Consider the following 21,460-nt stretch of genomic DNA (forward strand, 5'->3'; position numbering starts at 1 on the left):
AGAGGAAAAGATGTAGAAGAGGAGAGTGTCATTTGAAAAAAAGAAAGATGACGGTGGTCATTGTAGCTTATACAGTGTTGCTTGCAACATCTGTAAATACATATAAAGAGCAACTAATTCATCCCATTATGAGCGATGTAGGAAAGTTACTTCCAACGAAAATTAAACGTGTTGAACATGCTGAGGATGAAAGTTCATTAAAACAGGTCGTGCAAGATGCAAATGTTTCTGGAGAGAAGATTTCTATTGCAGGTATGCAGCATAGCCAAGGCGGGCAGACGTATTATCCGAACGGTACGATGCTTGATATGAAAGGGTATAATGAAATATTAGAATTCGATGCGGAGAAGAAGAGGATTAGGGTGCAAAGCGGTGTCACATGGAATGACATTCAGAAGAAAATTAATCCGTATGGTCTTGCGGTTCAAGTGATGCAATCTCAAAATATTTTTACTGTTGGTGGTTCATTAAGTGTGAATGTACATGGGCGTGATATTCGTCATGAAGCATTGATTGATACGGTAGAGTCGTTTAGATTGTTAATGGCAGATGGTAAGGTGCGTAATGTAAGTAGAGAAGAGAATGCTGATTTGTTTCCGTATGTAATTGGGGGATACGGATTGTTTGGCGTGATTTTAGACGTGACGCTAAAGTTAACAAACGATGAATTGTATGAAACGCATACGAGGGTATTAGATTATAAAGAATACTCTTCATATTTTAAGAATAAAGTGCGAAGGGAAGAGAATATACGTATGCATTTAGCTCGTATTTCTGTTGCTCCAAACTCATTTTTAAAAGAGATGTATGTGACGAATTATACATTGGCACAAAATCAAAATATGAGAAAAGAGTACAGTGAATTAAAAGAAGAAAATATTATAGCTGCACCGAAATTTTTGCTTGGGTTATCGCGTTATAGCGACTGGGGAAAGAATACGTTTTGGGATATACAAAGAAGTTATTTTGAACGTACAAATGGTAGGTACGAAACGCGAAATAATGTAATGAGATCGGATAGTGCCTTTATGGAGTATGATAACCCAAACTTGACCGAAGTTTTACAGGAGTATTTCGTACCGATAGACGGTTTTGCAGTATATATAGATGATTTGCGAAATGTTTTGAGTGAAGAGGAATTAAACCTTATTAACATTACAATCCGTTATGTAGAAAAGAATGAAAATGCAGTTTTATCCTATGCAAAAGATGATATGTTTGCACTGGTGCTTTTAATTAACCAAGGACGCTCCGAGAGTGAGGTGAAGAAAACAGAGGATGTCATTCGGAAGATGATTGATGTTACTTTAAAACATAACGGTAGTTATTATTTACCGTATTATTCTTATCCAACGAAAGAACAGCTAAAGAAAGCATATCCTCGTATAGAAGAATTTCTTCAGAAGAAGAAGGAAGTGGATCGGGAAGAGAGATTTGTGAATTTATTTTATAGGGAGTATACGAAATGACATATAGAAGATTTGTAGCCTCACAAAGCATCATTATGATGGCAGGAAGTATGGTATTTCCTTTTTACATTCTATTGCTTCGGAATGTTGGAAATAGCTTCTCACAGTTTGGGTGGGCTTATGGCTTATTTGCATTAACTTCAGCACTTGTATATCCGTTAGTAGGGAAGGCGTCTGATAGAGTAGGTGATCAAAAATTATTAATAATATACGCTTGGTCCATGGCGATATTAATGCTTTGTTTTCCAATTGCAACGGAAGTCTGGCATGTGTATATTCTTCAAGTTGTAATGGGAGTTTTAGGTGCTGTGCAGCGTAATACTGAGAAAACGTCGTTAGCACGAAAGGTTGTGCAGGAAAAGGCTGGTTATGAGATTGGAAAATACCATGTGTGGACATCAATTGGAGGCGCAGTAGCGATTATTATAACGGGGTATTTAGTAGATTTCTTTACGATTGGTACGATTTTTTATATTGCATCTATCTTATATGTAGTAAGTGGAGTTGTATTAAGTAGTAAAAAAATATAACCATTCCTATTTTTACCTAAATACCCTTTGTTTGTTATACTAAAAGGGAAGACAAAAGAAAAGGGGACATTGCCTTTGATGAAATTTTTAGTTTTAGCTATTCTCACTTTGTTTTTGATTCCATGGACAAGAAGCGGTAGTAAACTTCGAGCAGTGGATAAGAAGGGGGATGAGAAGGTTGTAAAGGGTAAGAAATCATCCATTTTAGTTATTCCTGTTTTATTTTGGATAGGTATTGCAATCTATGAATATTTTTGGCTAATTGATGATCGAGCAGATTCGATTCTTACTCATTATTCTGTTGCAGTAGCAATTTTAATTGGGCTTGTTTTATTTTCACAAGATCAGATAGGGAAATTAGAAGGTACATTAAAAGGTCTTCTAATGTTTGTTTTACTTGCAAGTTACGGCTATTTTGGTTATTTGCACGATATAGTAATCACGCAAAAGAAATATGATTCTGTTGTTAAGGTAGAGAAAGATATTTCAGAGCCATTTACTGAAAATGATCAGCCGTTTACAGTGCCGCCAAAGACAGCGGAGAATAAGATGAAAAAAGTATTTGGGGATATTCCGAAAGTAGCTTATTTTGAGCTAGGAGAATTAACGCCACAAATGGTAAACGGTGAGGCTTTATATGTAGCGCCGATTGAAGTTTCAGGATTTTTTAAAGCACGTAAAGCTGAAACAATTCCAGGGTACGTAACGATGTCAGGTACGAACCCTGATGCCGAAGCGAAACTGCATCTCGGTTATAAGATGAAATACGTGCCAAGCATGTTTTTCGGGAATAATTTAGAGCGTGTCGTACGAAAATCCGAACCAAATTTAATCTTTAAAGGGAAACCTAAATTTGAAGTTGATGATAAAGGGAAACCTTATTATACAATGACATATGGTGAATTTATTTCAGGGAGATCTGGATTTGAGGTAGAGGGTGTTGTTGTAGTAGATGCACAAACAGGTGAAGTGAAAAGATATGATAAAGGAAAGGCACCTAAATTTGTTGATGGTGTATTGAATCATGAGACCGCATCTACATTAAATACGTATTTCGGTAAATATATTCACGGATTTTGGAATACAAAATTCTCGCAAACTGATATGAAGATTCCGACTGAGTGGGGGACGAAAGAAGGAGTGACACCAATCTTCGGTAAGGATGGAACGCTATATTACTTTACTGATTTCACCTCTCCAAAAGAAGGAGTAGATTCTGCGTTAGGTTATTCACTTATTGATGCACGTACAGGTAAGTTGTATTACTATAACGGAAAAGAAGTAAAGGGAATTATGGATGGTTCAGCTGCTTCAGAAGTGGTGGATAATTCCTTTAAAAGAGAGAAATGGCATGGAACGATGCCGGTTATTTATAACGTGTACGGTAAACCTTCTTGGATTGTACCTGTTATTGATGACGGGGGATTAGTACGTGCCCATACTGTCATCTATGCTTCTAATGCAAAAATATTTGCAACAGGTTCGACGCAAAAAGAAGCTCTTGAAAATTATAAAAATGCGCTAAGCGGGAGTGGAGATTCATTTAGACCAACTTCGAGTGGAAAAGAAGCGCAAAAAGAAGGTATTGTACAGCGAGTATATAAAGAAAAATCAGGTGAAAATACAATTGTGTATGTACTGTTAGAAAATGAACAAAAAGTATTTATGATACCTGCGAAAAAATTCCCATATGCTATGTTTACAGAAGTGGGAGATCCAATTCAAATCACATACTTAGATACAGGAGAGGCGATGTCTTCCGTATCTAAATTTACAAATAGCAACTTGAAAAAGTAAAGCGATAGAATTTCTATCGCTTTTTTTTACATTATGAAAGAGGAAAATGCGCTATACTTGACGTATGTTTATGTTGTAACTATAATTGTTACGATTCAGTATGAATACGAAAGGGTGAATGGAAAAAGTGAATGAAGTTAATCACGAAATATATAAACCTGTAAAGATGAACAGGTTATGGATGATTCTTGTATTAGGAACACTTACGGCGATTGGGCCGTTATCTATTGATATGTATTTGCCTTCGTTACCGAAATTAACGGATGATTTACAAACGGGTGCATCCCTTGCGCAGCTTACGTTGACAGCATGTTTACTTGGGCTTTCAGTAGGACAATTATTTGTCGGTTCAATTAGTGATATTTACGGAAGGCGCAAACCTCTTATTATTGCTCTTATTATTTATGTTGCTTCTTCATTACTTTGTGCTGTAGCACCGTCTATTTGGACTTTAGTGCTTTTACGTTTCTTACAAGGCGCTTCGGGCTCTGCTGGTATCGTTATATCCCGTGCAATGGTAAGAGATATGTACTCAGGTTCTGAAATGACGAAGTTTTTCTCACTACTTATGTTAGTAAACGGAGCAGCACCTATTTTGGCCCCGATTATCGGGGGGCAATTATTACAGTTTACAACGTGGCGTGGTGTCTTTATCGTTCTTGGAGCAATTAGTGTATTTATGTTAATCTCGGCTACTTTCGTATTACGTGAAACATTACCTCCTGAAGAAAGAGAGACAGGTGGTTTGTCAGGAACATTGGCGACATACGGAAAGCTTCTGAAAGATCGCTTGTTTATGGGATATGCATTGTCACAAGGATTAGTAACAGCGGCAATGTTTGCCTACATTTCGGGATCACCATTTGTGTTGCAAAATATATACGGGGCATCACCACAGCAGTTTAGTTTATTCTTTGCGATTAACGGTATCGGTATTATTATTGCCAGCCAAGTTACTGGTCGTTTAGCAGGAAAAGTGAATGAGAAAACATTATTTGTTTCCGGTATTATTATCGCCGCTGTTGGTGGCTTATCTCTACTACTTACAATTGTATTAGGAATAGGTTTCATTGGTGTTTTATGCTCGTTATTCCTTGTTGTATCAAGTGTTGGGGTTGTATCGACAACCGGCTTCTCGTTAGCAATGAGAAATCAAAAACAAGCGGCAGGAACAGCATCAGCTTTACTAGGCTTATTACAGTTTATTTCAGGGGCACTTGTTGCACCATTAGTAGGTATTGGTGGAAGTAATACGGCATTGCCGATGGGTATTGTTATTGCGCTTTGTGAAGTGGGAGCCGTGTTATGTTACCTATTTATGGCGAAACGAAGTGAAAAACAATTTGATTTGCAAAAAGGGTCAAATATAGAAGTATAGAAAAGTAAAAAGCGATGACACTTTGTCATTGCTTTTTATTTTAGGATTATAAATCCGATTATTCTGTAATTTTATTGTTTTCAGTTTATTATTTACTTATAATGGATATTGGGCCTGTCTTATATTCTCTAAAGAGTATAGGATGGTACAGATAATAGAATGGTATCAATAATAGGGGAGGAATATTTTTTATGTTTAAAAAGGTAAGTGCAATAACTCTTGTATCGCTTTTAGCTTTATCTCCTGTTGTAGCGTTAGCGGCACCGGAAGGTAATAATGTGAAACAAGGAAATGTGGAAAAAGTAGATAAGGAAGCTGGAACTGAGAATAAAGATGCGAAATTAAAAGAATTAGAACAAAAGAAAGATCAGAATCAAGGAAATAAAGAAGTTTCTAAAGAAATAGGGCAGACAATAAAGCCGGAAGAAAAAAAAGAAATAAAAGAACCAAAACCTAATGTAGAAAAGAAACTGGAACTAGTAGAAGAAAATAAACAAGAGCAAAAGAAAGAGAATGTAGGACCAAAAAATGTAACACCTGCAAAACCGGTAACACCGTCAGAGCCGGTGACTAATAAACCGTTAGCGCCATCTTCTTCAAAAGTAGATGAAGAGGAGGCAATAGATGTATCTAATTTTAGTGGGAATGTAGTAGGGAAAGCGAAATGGAATTCTAAAGAAAATCATTATGTATTAGATATAACAGTATCTGTAACAAATAATTCTAAGGAAAAAGCAAGTGATCTTTATCTAGGTATAGCTATACCAAAGGGATTAGATGGAGATTTTAAAGATGTCCATGGAGTAGAACTTGAGGACGGTTCTGAGGCGATTGCAATTCAATTGCCAGAAATGGATGCAGGCAAAACAGTTACAAAAAATATTAAGATTCCTGTTCTTGGCAATGTAGCAGGTGAAAAAGTAAGTAAAGATATTGAATTATATTTAATTGATCATACGAATAATGAATATGAGCCGCTTGGAAAAATTACAGGAAGTGCCAATATTGACTTCTCAGAAATGAACAAAGATATACGTTTTGATGGGAAAGTAAAGGCAACAACATGTGTACCAAATTTAAAGGAAAATCAATTTACGCTAGATTTCTTATTAACAACTCAGAATTTAACAATTGAGGAATTAAAGGGATTTGATGTGGAAATTGATGTTCCAAAAGATATTAAATTAACAATTCCTGATTATTATAAGCAAGCGGAAATTCCTGATTATTTAAAAGATGCTTCTTTACAAGAAGGGCTTCATGAAGGGGCAATGAATCTAGATATTAAATGGAACGGAAATACAGCGACAATCCCAGTACAAGCAATGATAGCAGGAGAAGGATCTGTATTGTACTTCCAAATTGTTGGTGAAACAGTTAAAGATTTAAAAGATCTAAAAGTTACGTTTACTGCAAAACGTGGAGATCAAACTGTAAAGAAACAAGTAGCGATTGAAAAAATAGAAAATAAAGACTGTAAAAAACAAGATGATAAAAATACAGTAGGAAATAATAATGGTGGAGAGAAAGGAACTGGAAATAATACACCTAATACAAAAGGACCAAATTCAAATCAAGTAATTAATAAACCAAATCAAGTTACACCGACACCAGTAACGCCAACACCAGTAAAAGTGAGTGATAAAGTCTCTTTACCAAAAACAGGTGCTTCACAAACTGATAATTTACTTACATTAGTGGGTGTTGTTATGCTGGCGGGAAGTGTTCTCGTATATAAGCGTAGTCGTATGAATGTGAATAAATAAGAAACGGTAAAGATACATAGTAAATTTTCCGTTTAAAAAAACCTGGTAAAGTTATTACTGGGTCTTTTTATTATGCTTACAGTTTTTGTATCGTGTTGTAGCAAGGTGATGCAAAAGTTATTTGCATAAAGTGACGATACTGTGACAAAAATGTTGGTATATATATTAAGGTATCCTCTTAAGTGTAAAAAGTAGGGCGTTCTCGGTATAATAACAAGTGGAGATAAAAGAAACTATAGATAGAAGTAGATGTAGATAAAAGGAGAAAAAGAGATGAAGAAGGTTTTGGGTATTGCTGTAATGGGAAGTATGATTCTTCTAGCGGGATGTAATGGAAATAAAGATACGAAAGAACCGAAAGAGAAGGTAGAGCAATCTACAGAACAAACAGAAGAAATGAAAGAATACAGCGCAGTACATGAAAAATATGATATAAAAATGAATAAAGAAATCAATAAAGCACTGCAGTTATTTGAAGTGGCAAAGGAAAAGGGCGGTAAGGAAATAACGAATGCTGCATATAAAGAAGATGTGCAAAAAGTAACAACGAGCATGTTAGAAGATATTGATAATATACGTAAAGAAATTCATGTTCCGAAGTCGAAAGAGCAAGAACATGAGGTATATGTTGGTTTCTTGAATGAATCGGAACAAGCGATGAAAAAATTACAGAAGTTAGCTAAAGAAGAAGATTCATCATTAATTCGTGATATAGAAATTAATTTTGCAACAGCATCGACATACTATAAACGTTTTCAAACAGAAACGAAAAAATAACCTTGCACATGCAAGGTTATTTTTTCCTCTTACTACCGCCTACTTCTTTATTTTATTTCTCGTTTATATTCTTTTTTCGTTCCATCAGAGAAGACAACTTCTAAATCGAATTTTTGATAGTCTTTATCAAGTTTGAACACGTTCACTACTTGATCGATTACTTCTTGGTCAGCAGTATCTTTATCAAATTTTAATTCTTGTAGAAGTGGGCTTAATTTTGTGATAGCCTCGTCTCCTGTTAATTTTACATCTGCTTTATGATCTTCAATTTTTGCTTCCATTTTCTTATCAGCTGCTACATTTTTATAGTCTGCTTCGTAGTCTTTCTTTGTATCTTGGTAGTCTGCCTTTAAATCGAATTCATTGAAGTTTAGTTTTAAATCTGCAGGAGCCTCATTTTTTGCTTCTTCAGTCGTCTTTTTATTAGAAGTTGTGTCTTCTTTTGCAGGAGCTTTACATCCTGTTAATGCAGGTACTAGCATAAGAGCTAATAAAACTGATAGTAGAATTCTCATTATAAATTCCTCCTTATGTAAATTCGTTCTATACAAGTTTTTCCCAAAAACATGTAATTATGTATGTGTTGAAAATAAATTATTATCCTGCAGTCATAAGGGCTAATCCGCAATTTAAATCAAAAACGATTTGTATGTATATGGTAAATTGAAGTTGTGAGGGAGGGACTAAAATGCATGAAGAATATAAAGAGATAATAAAAAAATCAATTGAATATATAGAGAATCACTTACATGAGGAGCTTACAACAGAAAGAGTGGCATCTCACAGTGCAGTATCGATGTACCATTTTCATCGCATCTTTCAAAGATATGTTGGGATGAGTGTAACGGATTATGTTCGTAAGAGAAGATTAACTCATGCTGCACAAGATTTGGTATCGACTGAAAGAGCAGTCATTAATATTGCAGTGCAATACGGTTTTTCCTCACAAGAGGCATTTACTAGAGCTTTTAAAAGAATGTTTCAATTACCACCAAAAAAATATCGAAAGTATTTCCAGTCATTTTATATAGAAAGAGAGGGGATTTCAATGGAAAAAGGTATACCGAAAGGATGGGTATTAAGTGGAAGTCATCCCGCTGAATATGAGATGGGTTTAGATTACGAAATTGCCCATCAAGGAAAAGTATCTGCATATATAAAAGCAAAAGAGAACGTTACGCACGGAGGATTTTCAACATTAATGCAAATGTTTCGAGCGGATAACTATGTAGGTAAGAGATTACGTTTAACAGCATTTATTAAGAGTGAGAATGTAAAAGATTGGGCAGGATTGTGGATGCGAGTAGATGGAAAAAATACGGAGCCGATTGCTATGGATAACATGCAAAATCGTCCAATTAAAAATACGAATAACTGGCAATCGTACTCGGTTGTACTAGATATAAAAGAAGAAGCACTTGGTATTGCATTTGGTGTTTTATTATCAGGAGAAGGTTGTGTCTGGCTAGATAGTATTCGATTTGATGAGGTGGATGGAAAAATTCCTGTAACGGATTTGGCAGAAAGTTTTTATGAAACTCTTCTAGAAGAGCCAATGAACCTGCAATTTGAAGAAATGGAAAAAGAATGAGGTAAGGAGAAAATGTATGCTCCAATATGTAAAACTAATAAGTATTAGTTTAGTAGCGTCATCTTGTATTATGGGAATTAACTATTTAATTAGCTATCTTTGGTCAGGGCATATACCTTCTTTGACGTGGAAAACATATTTGATATTTGCATTTATATTTATTATGAGTTTTAGTTCAATACAAAAAGATGGGAAAGAGGATTGTTGACAATAGTCTTCTTCGCATTTCTTTAACACAAATGTTTATTCCTGTATGTGGGATTATTTCCCGCAACATGCGTAGCGAATGGCTATTACAAAATAATATTTGCCGGAGTTAATTTAGAGAAAATATTATCTCATTATTATTTATTAGACTAGTTACACAATTAGTAGCGGGGCTCACTATAGGTATAAAAGAAATGATAAAGGGAAGAGACCTTGTAATTAATGAAGTACACAGTAAAAAGGTATCCTTCAATTGGATACCTTTTTATTAGTACTTATTATTTTGCAACTTCTGCCCACTTGTAGTTAAATTCACCGCCGAAGTCAGTTGTTACAAGTCCTTTAATGAAAGAGCGTTGTAAGTAAGAGCGACCTTGTTGGTACAAAGGAGCGACAGCGCCATCTTGTAATAAGATTTTTTCAGCTTGTTTCATTGCTTCCCAGCGTGCTTTTTCATCGCCAGCTAAATCTGTTTTCACTTTATGAATTAGCTCGTCGTACTCTTTGTTAGAGTATTTATCAAAGTTATAAGCACTATCTGTTGTGAATAAATCTAAGAATGTAATAGGATCAGCGAAGTCAGGACCCCAGCCATCAATTCCGGTTTCATAATCACCACTTAATAGTAATTTCAACTGTTGTTTACGTGGTTGTGGCTTTAAATTCACTGTTAATCCATCTAGATTCTTTTCCAGTTCACCTTTTAAATATTCGCCAGTCTTTTTAGCTAAAGCATTATCACTTGTTAATAGTTCAAGTGTTACTTTGTCAGTACTAAGTTCTTGCTTCGCTTTTTTCCAGTTTTCTTTCGCTGATTTCACATCATCTTTGACTAGGTTTCCGTTTTCTTTGCGGAAGTCAGTGCCCTCTGGGCTCTTTGCAAATTTCGCAGGAACCATTCCTTCAGCTGGAACAGCACCGTTATTTAAAATTGTTTCTACGTATGCTTTTTTATTCATTGCGCCGTTAATAGCAAGGCGTGCATGTTGATTTTTTAATACTTCATTTTTTTGATTGAGTCGTAAAAATTGAATGCCGACTTCAGCACGTTCTTTGAAGTTTGGATCGCCCTTATATTTATCAACAAACTCCGCAGTTAAAGCAACACGGTCAATTTGTCCTGAATCATATAAGTTAACTTCTGTAGACTTATCTTTAACGACATTGAAGTTGATTTCTTCTAATTTTACTGTTTTAGCATCCCAATAGTTAGGATTCTTCTTTAATTGGAAGCCTTGTTCGTGCTTCCAGTTATCTAATGTGAAAGCACCGTTGTAGATTAAATGATTTGTTTCTAAACCGTATTTATCACCTTGCGATTTTAAGTAATCTTCATTAATTGGTAAGAATGTTGCAAATGTCGTTAAGCTTAAGAAGTAGGGAACAGGACGGTCTAGTTGTACTTCTAAAGTTTTGTCATCAAGGGCTTTGACACCTAATTGATCAAGTGGTAATTGTTTTTGATTTATTTGTTTTGCATTCTTTATATCGAAGAATAAGAATGCGTATTCGGCAGCTGTTTCAGGATTTACAGCACGTTGCCAAGCGAAGGCGAAGTCTTTTGCTGTAACAGGAGTACCGTTTGACCATTTCGAATCACGAAGATGGAATGTATATTTTGTTTTATCAGGACTAACGTCAACCGACTCAGCGACACCAGGAATTGGTTTATTATCTTCGCCCATTGCATATAAACCTTCAAAAACATTTCGCATTACGTTCATGGATTCCCCATCCGTTGCTTTTGCAACATCCATTGTTGGAATTTCTGAAGCAAATGATAAGTTAATTGCTTGTTTATCAGGTGCTTTATCGTTTGCTTTTGCTCCGCTTGCATTATTTTTATTTCCCCCACAAGCAGTTAGTAGTAGACTTGCCCCTAAAACAGATGCAACAACAGGTACAACTTTTTTCTTCATTGTTCGTTCCTCCCTAAATGTGTTGTTCATAACGTCATAATGTCCATGTCTTGAAGTAGCTATAGAAAGAGATAAAACCTAGTATAAATATTTGTTTATAGGTAATCATGTGTTCTATATGTATATACATGTTGAACTATAATGTATCGTTATATGTTTCAACATAGTAGACATTATATTTTGATGGTTAAATATTTCGTTTCTTTGATTATTTAGAATATTAACACCAGAAAGAACTATATGTCAATAATAAAAACAAAGCGTTAATTTCTTGGAATAATATATTAAAAAAGTAGATTCACTCATATTAAGGAATCTACTTTTAATATATTTTGTCAAAAAAACAATGGGAGTTGGTGGAAATACGTTGTTTAAAGTTTCACTTTATTTTTCAATTTTTGCCCATTTGAAGTTTAATTGACCTGCAAAGTCAACTTGTACAATGCCTTTCACATAAGATTTCTCTAAATAAGATTCGCCTTTTTGGTAAAGAGGAGCAATAACAGAGTCTTTAAATAATATTTTCTCTGATGCTAGTAATGCATCAAAGCGGGCTTTTTCATCACCAGCTAAAGTAGTTTTCACCTTTTCAATTGCTTCGTCGAACTCTTTATTAGAGTAATGATCTAAGTTGTAAGGGTTATTCGTTGTAAACAATTCAAGGAATGTAATTGGATCAGCAAAGTCAGGGCTCCAACCATCAATTCCGATTTCGTAGTCACCTTTTAATAAGAGTGAAACTTGTTGTTTACGTGGTTGCGGTTTTATATTTACTGTTAAGCCCTCTAAATTCTTTTCTAATTGACCTTTTAGAAACTCACCAGTCTTCTTCTCAAGGTCACCGTCACTTGTTAATAATTCTAATGTTATCTTTTCAGAACCTAGTTCTTTTTTTGCCTTTTTCCATAATTCTTGTGCAGATTTCGTATCAACTTTTGTTAAATCGCCGTTTGTAGCACGGAAGTCTTTTCCATCAGGACCTTTTGCAAAGTTTTTTGGCACAAGACCAAAGGTTGGTGTAGAGCCATCATTTAATAACGTATTGACAAAGGACTTTCGATCAATCGTTTGATCAATTGCTTGGCGTGCAGAAACGTTTTGAAGTACTTTGTTTTGTTGATTCATACGTAAAAATTGTACCCCTACGTTCGGACGTTCTTTAAAATTAGCATCCTTTTTATATTTATCAACGAAGTCAGATGTTAGTTTTATACGGTCTAATTGTTTAGATTCGAATAAATTTACTTCTGTTGATTTTTCTTTTACGATGTTGAAATTGATTTCTTCGATTTTGACAGTATCTTTATCCCAGTAGGTAGGGTTTTTCTTAAATTTAAAGCTTTGTTCATGCTTCCAATCACTTAGTGTAAAAGCTCCGTTATACAAAATTGTATTATCTTCTAAAGCGTACTTATCACCTTGTGTTTTAAAGAATTCCTCGCTAATTGGTAGAAATGTTGGGAACGCCGTTAAGCTAATAAAGTACGGAACAGGACGCTCTAATTCTACCTCAAACGTATGGTCATCAACTGCTTTTACACCAAGTTGATCGGCTGGAAGCTCTTTGTTGTTAATTTGTTTTGCGTTTTTAATATCAAAGAATAAAAATGCATATTCAGAGGCTGTTGCTGGATCAACAGCTCTTTGCCAGGCGAAGACGAAATCTTTCGCTGTAACAGGAGTACCGTTTGACCATTTTGAATCTCGTAAATGGAATGTGTACTTCGTTTTATCGCCACTTACTTCATGGGATTTTGCAACGCCAGGGACAGGTTTGTTACCTTCACCAAGATTATACAAACCTTCAAATACGTTTCTCATTACTTGACCGGAATCAGTATCTGTAGCACGAGCTGTATCCATTGTTCGTATTTCAGAAGGTGAAGATAAGTTTAAAACCTGTTTACTAGATGCCTCGTCTTTTGCATTTGCTCCGCTAGCTTCGTTTTTATAACTACCGCAACCAGTTAATAAAATACTTACTCCTACAACTGATGCGATACCGGGTACAAACTTCTTTTTCATTTGATTTTCCTCCTAAATAATTAAGTTTGGATGATGATGAGGGAAATGAAAAATAAAAAAATCCCTCTTTTCTGATTGAGAAAGAGGGATTTTCACATACAAGTTATGTACCCGTATATAAACGAAGTCCCTCATTCTATCTTTCAAGCATAAAGCTTGCAGGAAGTGGCACAGTATTCAAAATGAACCTGCTGCCGAGGTTTCAAAGGGCCAGTCCCTCCACCTCTCTTGATACAATGAGTAAACGAATGAATTTTATTAATTTTTGTGTTTCTTTGATAATTCAAAATCTTACACCTTGGATAATGAAGTGTCAATCAAATGAAACATAGTTTAAATTTTCAGTTTTTTTAAAGTGAAAAAAACCACTGCACATGGCAGTGGTTTTTCTACTAGAAGTTAAAGTTATCTGGATCTGGACCGACGCGATGATTTTCGTTCAAAGCTTGAATTGCTTTCATATCATCCGAGCTTAATTCAAAATCGAAGATGTTTGCATTTTCAATAATGCGGTGCTCTTTAATTGATTTAGGAATCGTTACAACTTCATTTTGTAAATCCCAGCGTAAAATAACTTGTGCAGTTGATTTACTATATTTTGTCGCAATTTCTTGTAATTTTGGATGATCCAGTAGTTGCCCTTGCATTAATGGTGACCAAGCCTCGAGCTGGATGTTATGTTCTTTACAGAAAGCATGTAATTCTTCTTGTGCTAAACGAGGGTGGTATTCCACTTGGTTGACCATTGGCTTAATTTCAGCAATTTCAAATACGTCTTGTAAGTGGTGAATGTGGAAATTACTCACACCGATAGCACGAACACGACCATCTTTATAAAGCTTTTCTAACGCTTTCCATGATTCAGTATATTTCTCTTTTACAGGCCAATGTACTAAATATAAATCTAAATATTCTAGGCCTAATTTCTCTAATGTAGTTTCAAATGCTTGAATTGTTGTTTCATAACCTTGATCGCTATTCCATACTTTTGAAGTGATAAATAGCTCTTCACGAGGAATATCAGATTCGCGAATTGCTTGACCAACGCCTTCTTCATTTTGATAGATTGCTGCAGTATCGATGCTGCGGTATCCGTTTTTAATAGCTGCTTTTACAGAATCAATTACTTCTGATCCGTCCTCTACTTTAAACACACCTAAACCGAACCAAGGCATTTTTACACCATTATGTAATGTTGTATAGTCTTTTAAACTTGTTAAATTCATATTATTTCCCCCTAGCTTTTTTATTTGTTGCTTCAACTGCTTGTTGAATGACTTCTGAAAAATTATTTTCATATAGAACTTTTAAGCCTTCAGCAGTTGAACCTCCTGGTGTTGTTACTTGTTCTCGGAGCATAGCTGGATCTTCGTTTTGTTGGAGCATAGCGGCAGAACCAGCAATCATTTGAATGACAAGGTGGTTTGCCGTTTTCTCATCAATTCCATAGTTTTTCGTCGCTTCAATTAAACCTTCAGCAAAGTGATAGAGAAAAGCAGGTGCACTACCAGTAATGGCGGTAAGTTGATGAACTTCCTCTTCAGTACAAAACTGTGAGGTACCAATACCTTTTAAAAGGAGTTGTAGCGTTTCTTGATGCGTTTCACCTACGGAATGTCCCGTCGTATATAAGGAGATGGACTTTCCGATTTCGGCAGCTGTATTTGGCATAATCCAGGCAACAGGTGTCCCTTGAGGAAGCCGTTTTTCTAAATAAGATGGTCCAATTCCGGCAGCAACGGTCACAACGAATTGCTCAGTTAGAAGAGGAGATAACTCCTGTAATAACTGTTCATGTGCAGCTGGTGGCATTGCTAAAACAATCGTATCAACGGATGTAATATGCTGCTTCCAGTCTGTAGTGATGGACACATTATATCGCCCTTGTAATTGTTCTAGTTTTTCTATGTTGCTTCGGTTGGAAACGATAATTTCTTCGATATATTCTTTACTCGTTTTAAGTAACCCGGAGAAGATAGCTTCTGCCATACGACCGGCACCAATAAATAAAATTCGATGTTTAGTAAGCATATCCTTTATTCCCTTCTAGTAGAGATATGTTATAAAAAACGATACCATTTTTAAGAGAATTTTGTAAAAAGAAAAGACTTACCGTATATGGAATAGATAATGAGGGGGTTTTTGAATAAGGGAATTCATGATAAAAATAAGAGGAGTTCCTTATACTGGTGATATGGAATTTATTACACATCTGGGGAGAGATAAATATGGTTAGAAGTCCACTTTTTTTACTCATTTCTAGTATTATTTGCGTATTGGTTGGATTTTACATTCAATCGAGTTATATTGAAATTTTCGCATCGGTTATGGGGATTGTTAATGTTTGGTTATTAGCAAGAGAAAAAGTATCCAACTTTTTATTTGGTATGATTACTGTTACGTTATTTCTGTATATTTTCATTATACAATATTTATATGCAATGGCAGTATTAGCAGTCTTTCAATTTATATTTAATGTATATGGTTGGTATTATTGGATTGCACGTAGTGGGGAAGAAGAGGTAAAAGCAACTGTCCGTTTAGATTTAAAGGGGTGGACCTTTTATATAATTTTTATTTTAGTTGCTTGGGTTGGTTGGGGCTATTATCAAGTCCGTCATTTAGAATCAACAAGTCCATATTTAGACGCTTTAAATGCTGTATTAGGATTAGTAGCTCAATTTATGCTAAGTCGAAAAATCTTAGAGAACTGGCATTTATGGATTTTGTATAACGTAGTTAGCATTGTAATTTATATTTCCACTGGTTTATATGTCATGCTAATACTAGCTGTTATTAATCTCTTTATATGTGTAGCTGGTTTGCTAGAGTGGAAGAAGAACTATAAAGGACAAGTGCGTGTAAATAATTATATTTAGAAAATAATTAAAATCGAAAAAACCCCTGGGACACATATGCCTCAGGGGTTTTTAATAGAATATAAGTTTATGCTTTTGTTAGACCAAGTAATACAGCGCCGCCGATAATTAAAACACTACCTAGTGCAATAAAGATCAATTGACGTTTTGTTTTCTTTTCACCTAAGAAGACAATCGCACCGAATGTTGAGATAACGATTCCAGTTTGAGATAATGGGAAGCTTGTCGCTACTCCGACACGTGGTAATGAAAGAAGTAAGAATAAGTTTCCTGTTCCCCAAAGTAAACCAGATAAAGCATTACGAATTGCATATTTGTTAAATGGCTTATGTTTAGATGTCAGTACAACCGCACCGACAAACATACCAACTGCTTGTGGTAAAATAGCAGACCAACCATCAATGTTATACCAACGAATAATAATTACATATACAAGATAGCCGAAAGTAGAAACAATTAAAGTAAGAAGTCCTTTTTTCAATTGTCCTGGTGGCTGTGCATTTTCTTTATCATCTAATGATGTGAATACAACGCCAACTACGATTAATAGGATTGCAATCGTTCCCATAATGATCGTTGTTGTAGTAGTCCACTCGCGGAAAGCGATAACTCCAAAGATAGAAGTTGCAACAAGTTGCATACCAGTAGAAATCGTTACAGTAGTAGAAACACCTAACTTTTCAACTGTTTTTAATTGGTTTACTTGTCCTAAAGCCCAGAATAAACCTGAAATAAAACCAACAATCAAGATTGTCATTGTTAAAGCTGGTTGAGTAAATACATACATAACTGTTGCGAAGAATAGAGCACCGATTGTCATACCTACCGTTTGGCTATATGCACCACCGCCCATTTTTACGCTTACTAATAAGATGTTTCCCCATGCAATTGCAGGAAGAAGCGCTAATAAAATGTCCATTACAAGACTCCCTTCGGTTTGCTATACCAATATAATTACATATCGTTCTAACGATCGGTAATGCCCCACTAATAGAGTAGAAGATTACCGATCGCTAAAACAGGATGAAGAATTCACGATATAAATGCGTTTTCATTTCTTCATTTTTTCAAACACCTCCATATAATAACAGGAAATTGCCTATTTTAGAAAGTAAATTCAAATAGAATGTATCTTTAAATAAAAGGTAAAATTCAGTCACTTTATATAGTATTTTTTATTTCCTAAGAAATAAAAAAGCAGCTTTTGTCGAAAGCTGCTTTAAGAATTAGTAATTCTTTTATTAATGAGCTGAATACATAGGAGAAATATGAGTGACATACTGATAGTGATAATTACAAGTGTCCAAGCGAGTTGCATATTACTTGCATCAATGGCCATATAAATTGCTGTTGGGATTGTCTGTGTTTTGCCAGGAATATTCCCAGCAAACATGAGTGTAGCACCAAATTCTCCTAGTGCACGAACAAAGCTTAAGATCATACCGCTTAGTAATGCAGGAAATGCAAGCGGTAGTGTAACGTGTAGAAAAACTTGATATTCACTGGCGCCGAGATCGCGAGCGCCCTCTTCAATTTGTACATTTGCGATCGAAAATCCTGTTTTTGCTGATTGATACATGAGCGGAAATGCGACAACTGTAGAAGCAATGATAGCAGCAGTAGATGTGAACATAATGGACTGCTGAAATACCGATTCTATCCACTTTCCAATGGGGCTGTTATTTCCAAAAATAATAATGAGAAAAAAGCCGATTACAGTTGGCGGAAGTACCATTGGTAATAAGAAAATAGTTTCTAGTATTACTTTATATCTCCATGAGGAGCGTGCTAGTGACCGACCGATAATCGTTCCTAAAATTGTGACGATAATGGTGGCGTATGCAGCTACTCGTAAAGATAAAAAGACAGGTGACAAAATATCATCAAAGCTCATGGCAATTATGATAGGACTGTAAATCCATATTTCTTAAAGATAGATTGTGCATCTTTTGACTGCAAATATTCATAAAATGAAGTCGCCTCTTTCTTATGCTTCGATTCTTTTATAACGCCTAAAGGATAGTGGATTGGTTCATGAGAAGTAGCTGCTGCCGTCTCGCCAATTTTTACTTTGTCTGAAATGAGAGCATCTGTTTTGTATACAATACCAGCATCGACATTACCTGTTTCTACATATGTTAACACTTGGCGAACATCTTTTGTAAATACGATTTTATTTTGAATGTCATTCCAAAGATTTTCATGTGTGAGAGAAGCTTTTGCATATTTCCCAGCGGGTACAGATTCAGGTGTACCAAGTGCGATTTTTTTGATTTTCTCATCTTTTAAATCTTGAATTTTTGTAAGAGAGCTATCTTTTGGGACGACTAGAACTAGTTCATTTCCAAGAAGGTTTTTTCCTTCTTTTTCATTAATGAATCCTTTTTTAACAAGTGTTTGGAATTTATCTTCTGCTGCAGAGAAGAATAAATCAGCAGGCGCACCTTGTTCGATTTGTTGTTGAAGTGCACCGGAAGCACCGAAGTTAAAAGAAAGTTTAATATTAGGCTTTTTCTCTTTATATTGTTTTTCAATTTCTTTTAATGCATCTTGTAAGCTAGCAGCAGCTGATATAGTCAGTTCGACTGTTTTTCTCTCTTTAGCAACTGACTTCTCCTTCTTTTCCACGCTTGTACAAGCAGCACTAAATATAAGAAGGAAAGAAAGTATAAGTGCCCCAATAGATCGTAATGTGAATTTGTTCATAAAAAAATCCCCTTTCGTTTTGACATAATTAATTATAACTAAATATAACTAATTATAACTAGTTATAATTGAATATAATTTGAACAATATGGTTGTTTTTAAAAAATAGGAGAAATATTCTTTTCTTTGTTACAATGAAGGAAGAAAGTGAGGAATCGTCTATGGATCATCATTCCTACACAACGGAAGAAGTAGCGAAGCGATTAAAAGTATCAAAACTAACTGTATACGACTTAATTAAAAAAGGAGAACTTCCTTCTTATAGAGTTGGTAGACAGATGCGCATTGATACAGCGGATTTAGAACAATATATAAAGCAAATGAAAACAGGAAAGATACAAGTTACTTCTGTAAAGAATGACGATAGTAGTATCTTGAATACATGCATCATTAGCGGGCAAGAACTAACGTTAGATATGTTGGCAAAACGTATAGAAAATCGATTGCTAAATTCTAATGTATTAAGAGCGTATCAAGGTAGTTTAACAAGTTTAGTGAAGATGTACCAAGGAGAAGGAAGTGTAGTTAGTTTACACTTATTTGATGGTGAAACGGGTACTTATAATGTTCCTTACGTAAAACGTATTTTAGTTGGACAACCGTGTATTATGATCAATTTATTGGCAAGAAATGTGGGGTTTTATGTTCAAAAAGGAAACCCAAAGAAAATAAAGACATGGGCTGACATATCCGGGTCCTCTATAAAATTTGTAAATCGAGAAAAAGGCTCTGGTATTAGGGTGCTAGTGGATGAACAATTACGAATTCAAAAGTTAAATAAAGAACATATTAGTGGATATGAATGGGAAGAATCGAGTCATCTTGGTGTTGCCACGCAAGTTGCGAACGGAAAAGCTGATGTTGGGGTAGGATCGGAAAAGGTTTCGCAAATTGTAAATGTAGACTTTATTCCGATAATGAAAGAACAGTATGATTTAGTAATTTTGAAGAATAAAGACAATGAAGAACTTATTGAAGTTATGAAAGACATTCTGCAATCGGAAGAATTTCATAATGAGTTAAAAGCGATTGGCGGATACGATATTATGAAAACAGGCCAAATTATATATGAAACAAACTAAAAAGCTGCTTGTCTATAAGACGAGCAGCTTTTTCTATATATAAAGGGGTTTGGGGAAACGAATTGTTAAACAAGACTTTGAGCAAGTGTGTAAATGAAAGCTGTAAGAAGAGTCGCTCCACTTGCAAGTCCGATAAAGTCTGATTTGTTGAAAGTAATGTTGTTCATTATAATCTCTCCTTATTTGTTTAATGTAGTTGCAACTGCTTTTGCATCGACAAGTGCGGATAGCGCCATGCCCATTGTGTTAAAAAAATTGTTTGATTTCATTTTGTTCATCATGCGTATCCGCTCCTTTTCGAATTGTTGTTGCCCTGCTTTATGTCTTAATTATAGGGAAAATGATGAACTACAACTATCGAATTATCTTACGGGAGACTTACACTTTTGTAAGAAAAAAAGACATTCGTGTAAGAATGTCTTTTAAAGCATATTGATGTGATGGTGCTCTTCAATTGTTTTTAAAAAGCTACGCATTGAATTGGTCATGTAGCTATCTTTGCGGCGTATGAAAACAGTTGAAATACTACCGTATTTCTCGGGAATCGGATGACAGTGTACTTTACCTGCTGTAGAAAGATGTTGTACCGCGGACTGGGGCACGAGTGTAATCCCAAGACCGAGTGCTACACTATTTAATATTGTTTCTAATATGTTAAATTCCATAATTCTTTTTGGTAGCAAACCTTCATCTTTAAGCCATCGTTCTAGTTTGGTACGGTATCCACACCCTTGATTAAAAACGAGTAAGGGCGTCGTAGTAAATTCTTCTATATGAAAAGCTTTATTTTGTGTCACGAGCATTAATTTTTCTGTACTAACATCGTATTGTTCAATTAGTGGATGCTTAATAGGACCTGATATAAAGGCGCCATCTAATTGATGGTCAAGGACTTCTCTAATAAGTTCTTCGGTTAGACCAGCTTGTAATGATAAATCAACGTTTGGATAGCTTTTATAGTAAGAAGACAAAATGGTAGGCAATGTACTTACTGTTTCGACTGTACCGATTTTTAATATACCAGATGGTGTTTCACTATCTAGAAACACTTGTTTTAGCTCTTCAACATCTTGCAAAATTTTATTAACATAAACGAGCATTTTTCTTCCTTCAGCTGTTAAAGTCATGCCTCGTTTATGACGGTAAAAGAGCGGTGTTTTTAGCTCGTTTTCTAATTGTTTAATACGTGCGGTTACATTTGATTGTACATAATTTAATTCCTTTGCTGCGCCGCTTACACTACCGCGATCGGCAACGCTTTGGAAGATTTGTAAGTCTCGTAATTCCATTGTATGCTCCCCCTTGATGTTAACTATCATTATAAATGATAGTTA

20 protein-coding genes, 1 pseudogene and 1 riboswitch are annotated in these 21,460 nt (G+C 35.2%); of the genes and pseudogenes, 11 read left to right on the forward strand and 10 right to left on the reverse strand.

The genetic code is table 11. From position 1 onward, the window contains the following. The first annotated feature begins 32 nt into the window (after positions 1-32). The 6 genes from MHH42_RS01025 to MHH42_RS01050 all read left to right on the forward strand — a co-directional run bounded on the left by MHH42_RS01025 (position 33) and on the right by MHH42_RS01050 (position 7,717). Positions 33-1,469, forward strand: coding sequence for an FAD-binding oxidoreductase (locus MHH42_RS01025; protein WP_016107371.1), 1,437 nt, complete (start codon positions 33-35; stop codon positions 1,467-1,469). Beyond that, a complete protein-coding gene (locus MHH42_RS01030; RefSeq protein ID WP_340892710.1) occupies positions 1,466-1,999 on the forward strand; it encodes an MFS transporter in 534 nt (177 codons plus the stop codon). Before MHH42_RS01025 ends, MHH42_RS01030 begins: the two co-directional genes overlap by 4 nt. Before the next feature lie 78 nt (positions 2,000-2,077). Further along, positions 2,078-3,796 (forward strand): DUF3981 domain-containing protein, encoded by a 1,719-nt coding sequence (locus tag MHH42_RS01035; RefSeq protein WP_000670917.1) that lies wholly within the window; start codon positions 2,078-2,080, stop codon positions 3,794-3,796. 118 nt (positions 3,797-3,914) lie between these two features. Continuing rightward, positions 3,915-5,174, forward strand: a complete 1,260-nt coding sequence (locus tag MHH42_RS01040) for a multidrug effflux MFS transporter (RefSeq protein ID WP_000416909.1) — start codon at positions 3,915-3,917, stop codon at positions 5,172-5,174. A gap of 191 nt (positions 5,175-5,365) precedes the next feature. Beyond that, the gene (locus MHH42_RS01045) at positions 5,366-6,940 is read left to right on the forward strand and encodes an LPXTG cell wall anchor domain-containing protein (RefSeq protein ID WP_070174035.1); all 1,575 of its coding nucleotides are present in this window, start codon (positions 5,366-5,368) and stop codon (positions 6,938-6,940) included. Positions 6,941-7,213: 273 nt separating this feature from the next. Next, entirely contained in the window at positions 7,214-7,717 is a 504-nt protein-coding gene (locus tag MHH42_RS01050; RefSeq protein ID WP_000756534.1) for a hypothetical protein, read from the forward strand. Positions 7,718-7,764: 47 nt separating this feature from the next. On the opposite strand, the gene MHH42_RS01055 is transcribed toward MHH42_RS01050, so the two are convergent. Then, on the reverse strand, positions 7,765-8,232 hold the full coding sequence (locus MHH42_RS01055) for a YusW family protein (RefSeq protein ID WP_001221551.1): 468 nt from the start codon (positions 8,230-8,232) through the stop codon (positions 7,765-7,767). 173 nt (positions 8,233-8,405) lie between these two features. Here MHH42_RS01055 and MHH42_RS01060 point away from each other — a divergent pair, with 173 nt between their 5' ends. The 3 genes and pseudogenes from MHH42_RS01060 to MHH42_RS01070 all read left to right on the forward strand — a co-directional run bounded on the left by MHH42_RS01060 (position 8,406) and on the right by MHH42_RS01070 (position 9,787). After that, positions 8,406-9,308: a helix-turn-helix transcriptional regulator gene (locus tag MHH42_RS01060; RefSeq protein ID WP_000544207.1), complete on the forward strand. Its 903-nt coding sequence runs from the start codon at positions 8,406-8,408 to the stop codon at positions 9,306-9,308. Positions 9,309-9,324: 16 nt separating this feature from the next. Next, positions 9,325-9,516, forward strand: a complete 192-nt coding sequence (locus MHH42_RS01065) for a hypothetical protein (RefSeq protein WP_000942528.1) — start codon at positions 9,325-9,327, stop codon at positions 9,514-9,516. Then, positions 9,510-9,787, forward strand: a pseudogene (locus MHH42_RS01070) (hypothetical protein). Before MHH42_RS01065 ends, MHH42_RS01070 begins: the two are co-directional and overlap by 7 nt. 6 nt (positions 9,788-9,793) lie before the next feature. Here MHH42_RS01070 and MHH42_RS01075 read toward each other — a convergent pair. From MHH42_RS01075 to proC, 4 genes are all read right to left on the reverse strand, one after another. Beyond that, positions 9,794-11,434 carry a peptide ABC transporter substrate-binding protein gene (locus tag MHH42_RS01075; RefSeq protein ID WP_340892711.1) on the reverse strand — a complete coding sequence of 547 codons (1,641 nt, stop codon included), beginning with the start codon at positions 11,432-11,434 and terminating at the stop codon, positions 9,794-9,796. A gap of 384 nt (positions 11,435-11,818) precedes the next feature. Then, a complete protein-coding gene (locus tag MHH42_RS01080; protein WP_098179053.1) occupies positions 11,819-13,459 on the reverse strand; it encodes a peptide ABC transporter substrate-binding protein in 1,641 nt (546 codons plus the stop codon). A gap of 133 nt (positions 13,460-13,592) precedes the next feature. Further along, a riboswitch (SAM riboswitch) is annotated at positions 13,593-13,697 on the reverse strand. A gap of 154 nt (positions 13,698-13,851) precedes the next feature. Then, positions 13,852-14,685: an aldo/keto reductase gene (locus MHH42_RS01085; protein ID WP_016107378.1), complete on the reverse strand. Its 834-nt coding sequence runs from the start codon at positions 14,683-14,685 to the stop codon at positions 13,852-13,854. Between the two features lies 1 nt (position 14,686). After that, positions 14,687-15,490, reverse strand: coding sequence for a pyrroline-5-carboxylate reductase (gene proC, locus MHH42_RS01090; RefSeq protein ID WP_000956243.1), 804 nt, complete (start codon positions 15,488-15,490; stop codon positions 14,687-14,689). A gap of 197 nt (positions 15,491-15,687) precedes the next feature. On the opposite strand from proC, the gene pnuC reads away from it, so the two are divergent. Then, positions 15,688-16,338, forward strand: a complete 651-nt coding sequence (gene pnuC, locus MHH42_RS01095; protein WP_070174037.1) for a nicotinamide riboside transporter PnuC — start codon at positions 15,688-15,690, stop codon at positions 16,336-16,338. A 67-nt stretch (positions 16,339-16,405) separates the two neighbouring features. Here the strand turns inward: pnuC and MHH42_RS01100 are convergent, their stop codons facing one another. The 3 genes from MHH42_RS01100 to modA form a co-directional block, all read right to left on the reverse strand. Further along, the gene (locus MHH42_RS01100) at positions 16,406-17,257 is read right to left on the reverse strand and encodes a GRP family sugar transporter (RefSeq protein WP_000353551.1); all 852 of its coding nucleotides are present in this window, start codon (positions 17,255-17,257) and stop codon (positions 16,406-16,408) included. Positions 17,258-17,557: 300 nt separating this feature from the next. Next, positions 17,558-18,232 (reverse strand): molybdate ABC transporter permease subunit, encoded by a 675-nt coding sequence (gene modB / locus MHH42_RS01105; protein ID WP_002037814.1) that lies wholly within the window; start codon positions 18,230-18,232, stop codon positions 17,558-17,560. A 5-nt stretch (positions 18,233-18,237) separates the two neighbouring features. Further along, on the reverse strand, positions 18,238-19,044 hold the full coding sequence (gene modA / locus MHH42_RS01110; RefSeq protein WP_001032238.1) for a molybdate ABC transporter substrate-binding protein: 807 nt from the start codon (positions 19,042-19,044) through the stop codon (positions 18,238-18,240). A 134-nt stretch (positions 19,045-19,178) separates the two neighbouring features. On the opposite strand from modA, the gene MHH42_RS01115 reads away from it, so the two are divergent. After that, positions 19,179-20,126 (forward strand): helix-turn-helix transcriptional regulator, encoded by a 948-nt coding sequence (locus MHH42_RS01115; RefSeq protein WP_000657124.1) that lies wholly within the window; start codon positions 19,179-19,181, stop codon positions 20,124-20,126. A gap of 65 nt (positions 20,127-20,191) precedes the next feature. On the opposite strand, the gene MHH42_RS01120 is transcribed toward MHH42_RS01115, so the two are convergent. Further along, positions 20,192-20,293, reverse strand: coding sequence for a DUF3948 family protein (locus MHH42_RS01120; protein ID WP_001060020.1), 102 nt, complete (start codon positions 20,291-20,293; stop codon positions 20,192-20,194). 255 nt (positions 20,294-20,548) lie between these two features. Beyond that, positions 20,549-21,415, reverse strand: coding sequence for a LysR family transcriptional regulator (locus MHH42_RS01125; protein ID WP_000423064.1), 867 nt, complete (start codon positions 21,413-21,415; stop codon positions 20,549-20,551). Between the last annotated feature and the right edge of the window lie 45 nt (positions 21,416-21,460).

Source organism: Bacillus sp. FSL L8-0099 (genome assembly GCF_038006385.1).
Lineage (GTDB): Bacteria > Bacillota > Bacilli > Bacillales > Bacillaceae_G > Bacillus_A > Bacillus_A toyonensis.